This is a genomic window from Streptomyces sp. NPDC006510 (assembly GCF_040611955.1).
Classification (GTDB): domain Bacteria; phylum Actinomycetota; class Actinomycetes; order Streptomycetales; family Streptomycetaceae; genus Streptomyces.
On sequence record NZ_JBEXPH010000339.1, the window covers coordinates 1 to 5215 of the forward strand.

General features: G+C 70.3%; 4 protein-coding genes and 1 pseudogene. 4 read left to right on the forward strand and 1 reads right to left on the reverse strand.

Going from position 1 to position 5215, the window contains the following annotated elements; translation table 11 throughout:
• On the reverse strand, positions 1 to 1478 hold a 1478-nt coding region (locus ABZY11_RS42690), incomplete at its 3' end, for a PLP-dependent aminotransferase family protein (protein WP_356484338.1).
• A 102-nt stretch (positions 1479 to 1580) separates the two neighbouring features.
• Here ABZY11_RS42690 and ABZY11_RS42695 point away from each other — a divergent pair.
• The 4 genes and pseudogenes from ABZY11_RS42695 to ABZY11_RS42710 all read left to right on the forward strand — a co-directional run.
• Positions 1581 to 2306 carry a hypothetical protein gene (locus tag ABZY11_RS42695; protein WP_356484339.1) on the forward strand — a complete coding sequence of 242 codons (726 nt, stop codon included), beginning with the start codon at positions 1581 to 1583 and terminating at the stop codon, positions 2304 to 2306.
• Positions 2303 to 3067, forward strand: a complete 765-nt coding sequence (locus ABZY11_RS42700) for a glycerophosphodiester phosphodiesterase (RefSeq protein ID WP_356484340.1) — start codon at positions 2303 to 2305, stop codon at positions 3065 to 3067. The genes ABZY11_RS42695 and ABZY11_RS42700 overlap by 4 nt, the downstream gene beginning before the upstream one ends.
• Before the next feature lie 46 nt (positions 3068 to 3113).
• Complete coding sequence (locus tag ABZY11_RS42705; protein ID WP_356484341.1) at positions 3114 to 4496, forward strand: MFS transporter; 1383 nt, start codon at positions 3114 to 3116, stop codon at positions 4494 to 4496.
• Positions 4497 to 4771: 275 nt separating this feature from the next.
• A pseudogene (locus ABZY11_RS42710) lies at positions 4772 to 5125 on the forward strand (RNA polymerase-binding protein RbpA); the annotation flags it as partial.
• Positions 5126 to 5215: the final 90 nt, after the last annotated feature.

Sequence of the window (5215 nt, forward strand, 5' to 3'; positions counted from 1 at the left end):
GCCTCGACCCCCGCGCCCGCCCCCGACCCCACCAGCTGCGCCGCTGCCGCGAGCCGTACCGCCGCCTCGTCCGCGACCGGCCCCGCGACCGTGAACGGCAGCCGTACGTACCCCTCGAAGGCGCCGTCGACCCCGAACCGGGGACCGGACGGAACGCGTACCCCGACCCGCTCCCCTGCCACCGCCAGCCGGGAGCCGGAGAGACCGCCGGTGCGCACCCAGAGCGTCAGGCCGCCGAGCGGAACGGTGAACTCCCAGTCGGGCAGCTCCCGGCGGACCGCGGCGACGAGCGCGTCCCGGTTCTCCCGCGCCTGTTCGCGCCGGACCTGCACGGCCTCCTCCCAACCGCCGGTACGCATCAGCCAGTTCACGGCGAGCTGTTCGAGGACGGGCGTGCCCATGTCGGCGTAGGCGCGGGCGGCCACCAGGCTGCGGATCACGTCCGGGGCGGCGCGCACCCAGCCGATCCGCATGCCCGCCCAGAAGGCCTTGCTCGCCGATCCGACCGTGATCACGGTGGAGCCCGCCGGATCGAAGGCGCAGACCCGGCGCGGCATCTGCACATCGGGGTCGAGGCAGAGCTCGTTCATGGTCTCGTCGACGACCAGGACCGTGCCGGCGGAGCGGGCCGCGTCCACCAGGTCGCGCCGCCGGTCCTCGTCGGCCAGCGCACCGGTGGGGTTGTGGAAGTCGGCGACGACATAGGCGAGCCGCGGCGCCGCCTCCCGCAGCACCTGCCGCCACCGGTTCATGTCCCAGCCGCCGAGGCCCTCCTCCATCGCCACCGGCACCAGCCGGGCACCGGCCTCCCGCATCAGTTGCAGGATGTTGGCGTAGCTCGGGGACTCCACCGCGATCCGCTCGCCCCGGCCCGCGAAGAGGTGGCAGATCGCGTCGATCGCACCCATCGCGCCGGTGGTGACCATGATCTGTTCGGGCATGGTCGGGATGCCGCGCCCGGTGTAGCGGTCGGCGATCATCTGCCGCAGCGCGGGCAGCCCGGCCGGGTAGTCGCCGTGGGTGTGGGCGTACGGCGCGAGTTCCTCGATGGATCCCTGGAACGCCCGGGTCAGCCACGGTTCGGGGGCGGGCAGCGAGGCGCAGCCCAGGTCGATCATCGAGCCGAGGGACTCCGGGGGCAACGGTTCCAGTCCGCGTGCGGGCAGCGGGTTCCCGGCGGGCACCGCGGTCCAGCTGCCGGCGCCCCGGCGGGACTCCAGGAACCCCTCGGTCCGCAGCGCCTCGTACGCGGCGGCGACGGTGGTGCGGCTGACGGAGAGGGCGAGCGCCAGTTCGCGTTCGGCGGGGAGCCTGGCGGCGACGGGCACCCGGCCTTCGAGGACGAGCAGACGGATCCCGTCGGCCAGCGCACGATAGGCGGGCGGCCTGCGGGCGCCCGGTCCGGCGGGCCGGGGCTGTTGGGCCCGGAGCTGCCGGGCAAGCTGCGCCGCGCCCACTGCCGAAGTCCACTGAGCCATGGAAATCAGTCCACCTTCCTCGGATTGGCCATAGTTGGTAGCCAATCCCCTGCCACAGAGTGACATGCGGCAGTCCACTACCACCACACCAGGGGGCACCCCTTGTCCATCACAGCCGTCCCTCGCGGATCGCACCTCACCCGACGGCTGATCCAGCTGTACGTCGGTCTCGCGCTGTACGGGGCGAGTTCGGCGCTCCTGGTCCGCGCCGGTCTGGGGCTCGAACCCTGGGGCGTGCTGCATCAGGGACTCGCCGAGCGCACCGGTCTGTCCATCGGGGTCGTCTCGATCATCGTCGGCGCGGCCGTGCTGCTGCTGTGGATACCGATCAGGCAGCGTCCGGGCCTGGGCACCGTCTCCAATGTCTTCGCCATAGGCATCGCCATGGACGGCACGCTGGCGTTCGTGCCCGACGTGCACGGTCTCGCCGCGCAGATCGCCCTGATGGTCGCCGGAGTCGTGGTCAACGGCGTCGCCACGGGGCTGTACATCGCGGCGCGGTTCGGCCCGGGACCGCGTGACGGCCTCATGACCGGACTTCATCTGCGTACCGGCCGCTCCATCCGGCTGGTGCGGACGCTGATCGAGGTGGCGGTCGTGGCGACCGGCTTCCTGCTCGGCGGTTCCCTCGGCGCGGGCACGGTCGTGTACGCCCTCGCCATCGGCCCGCTCGCCCAGTTCTTCCTGCGCTTCTTCGCGATCGGCGAGAAGCCGGCCGGGGCCGACGAGGCCGGGTCCGGCGAAGGGGACGCCGTCGCAGCCGCGCCGGACAACGGCGACACCGCCGTCACCGCCCGGACACCGGGGCAGGCGATACTTCCGCAGTGACCTCAGTACGCCACCCCTATCTGGACCATCCCGCGACGATCCCCTTCGCCCATCGAGGCGGTGCGGCGGACGGGATCGAGAACACCACGGCCGCGTTCCGCCGGGCCGCCGACGCCGGATACCGCTACTTCGAGACCGATGTGCACACCACGTCGGACGGCCGTCTGGTGGCCTTCCACGACGCCACCCTGGACCGGGTGACGGACGCCCGCGGCCGGATCGCCGAGCTGCCGTGGAGCGAGGTACGGCAGGCCAGGGTGGCCGGCCGGGAGCCGCTGCCGCTGTTCGAGGAACTGCTGGAGACGTTCCCCGGGGCCCGCTGGAACGTCGACATCAAGGCCGGGTCCGCGCTGGCCCCGCTGGTCGAGCTGATCCGCCGCACGGACGCCTGGGACCGGGTGTGCGTCGGCTCGTTCTCGGAGGCCCGGGTGGCCAGGGCCCACCGGCTGGCGGGCCCCCGGCTCGCCACCTCCTACGGCGTCCGGGGCGTGCTGGGCCTGCGGCTGCGCTCGTACGGAATACCGGCGGCGCTACGGGCCGGCGCGGTGTGCGCACAGGTGCCGGAGAGCCAGAACGGCGTCCGGGTGGTCGACCGGCGCTTCATGCGCGAGGCCCACTCGCGCGGGCTCCAGGTGCACGTCTGGACCGTGAACGAACCCGAGCGGATGGCAGCGCTCCTCGACCTCGGTGTGGATGGCATCATGACCGATCACATCGAGACGCTGCGCACGGTGCTGAGCGAGCGGGGGGCCTGGGCCTGACGCCGGCCGTGCGACGTCTTCACGGGGAGAGACGAGGGGGTGCGGGTTGAGCGCCGAGACCGCGGAAACCGCTGAACCGACAGAGCCGGCAGAGCCGACAGCGGATTCCGCCGAGGCCGCGAGCCGCAGACGTGAACAACGCGGCTGGTATTTCTACGACTTCGCCTGCTCCGTCTACTCGACGAGCGTCCTGACAGTATTCATCGGCCCCTATCTCACCTCGATAGCCAAGGCGGCCGCCGACGCCGACGGCTTCGTTCACCCGCTCGGCATTCCGGTCCGCGCCGGGTCGCTGTTCGCCTACGCGGTCTCGGTGTCCGTCGTGGTCGCGGTGATCGTGATGCCGATCGTGGGCGCCGCCGCGGACCGTACGGGGCGCAAGAAGCCGCTGCTCGCGACCGCCGCCTACACGGGGGCCGCCGCGACCACCGGAATGTTCTTCCTGGACGGTCACCGCTTTCTGCTGGGCGCGTTCCTGCTGATCGTGGCGAACGCCGCGATCTCGGTGTCGATGGTGCTCTACAACGCGTATCTTCCGCAGATCGCCGGGCCGGAGGAGCGGGACGCAGTCTCCTCCCGCGGCTGGGCCTTCGGATACACCTCGGGCGCCTTGGTCCTGGTGCTGAACCTGGTCCTGTACACGGGCCACGACTCCTTCGGCCTCTCCGAGTCCGACGCGGTAAGGATCTGTCTCGCGTCGGCCGGCCTCTGGTGGGGCGCCTTCACGATCGTGCCGCTGCGCAGGCTGCGTGACCGGCACGTGGCACCGAGCGGCGAGGGGGCGGTCGGTTCGGGGTGGCGGCAACTGATGGCCACCCTGCGCGACATGCGCCGCCATCCGCTGACGCTCTCCTTCCTGCTGGCGTACCTCGTCTACAACGACGGCGTGCAGACGGTGATCTCCCAGGCCTCGGTGTACGGCTCGGAGGAGCTGGGCCTCGACCAGACGACCCTGATCACGGCGGTGCTGCTGGTTCAGGTGCTCGCGGTGGCCGGGGCCCTGGGGATGGGCCGGCTGGCACGGGAGTACGGCGCGAAGCGCACGATCCTCGGCTCGCTCGTCGTCTGGACGCTGATTCTCGTCGCCGGTTATTTCCTCCCCGCGAAGGCGCCGGTCTTCTTCTATCTACTGGCTTCGGCGATCGGCCTGGTGCTGGGCGGCAGCCAGGCGCTGTCGCGCTCGCTGTTCTCCCATCTGGTGCCGCGCGGCAAGGAGGCCGAGTACTTCTCCGCGTACGAGATGAGCGACCGCGGACTGAGCTGGCTGGGGCCGCTGGTGTTCGGGCTCGCATACCAGCTGACCGGGAGCTACCGGGATGCGATCATGTCGTTGGTGATCTTCTTCGCGGTCGGTTCCGTCCTGCTCGCGAGGGTGCCGGTCCGGCGGGCCGTGGCAGCTGCGGGCAATCCCGTTCCGGAACGGATTTAGACGTTGAAGTGAAAGGCCGGTAGTGTACGCCTTTGGCCTGCCCGGAGGACCGTTACTGCGGGCGGAAGAAGCCGAACCGTTGGGTGACAACTTCCGCCAGATGTGACAAACCGGGCATCGCTGGGTACTTGAAACCCTGGGAAACCTGAAAAAGCAGCGACACGACGGGCGACGCATGACCGGCAACGGGAATCTTTACCGCCGACCGGACGTTGACCGGATGACGACGACAGCGACACCTGTCCTGTGGGCGACAAGCCCGGGAGGCACGATTCATGAGTGAGCGAGCTCTCCGCGGCACGCGACTCGTGGTTACCAGCTACGAGACGGACCGCGGCATCGATCTGGCCCCGCGCCAGGCGGTGGAGTACGCATGCCAGAACGGACATCGATTTGAGATGCCGTTCTCGGTAGAGGCGGAAATTCCGCCGGAGTGGGAGTGCAAGGCGTGTGGCGCCATGGCACTCCTGGTGGACGGGGATGGCCCCGAGGAGAAGAAGGGCAAGCCTGCGCGTACGCACTGGGACATGCTCATGGAGCGGCGCACACGCGAGGAGCTGGAGGAAGTGCTGGCCGAGAGGCTGGCGGTTCTGCGCTCCGGAGCCATGAACATCGCCGTTCATCCGCGGGCGGAACTCGAAGCCATGATCGACCAGGCGACTGTCGATGCCTATGGCGAGTACGAGCAACTGACCGGTCTGTTCACCAAGATTGAGGAA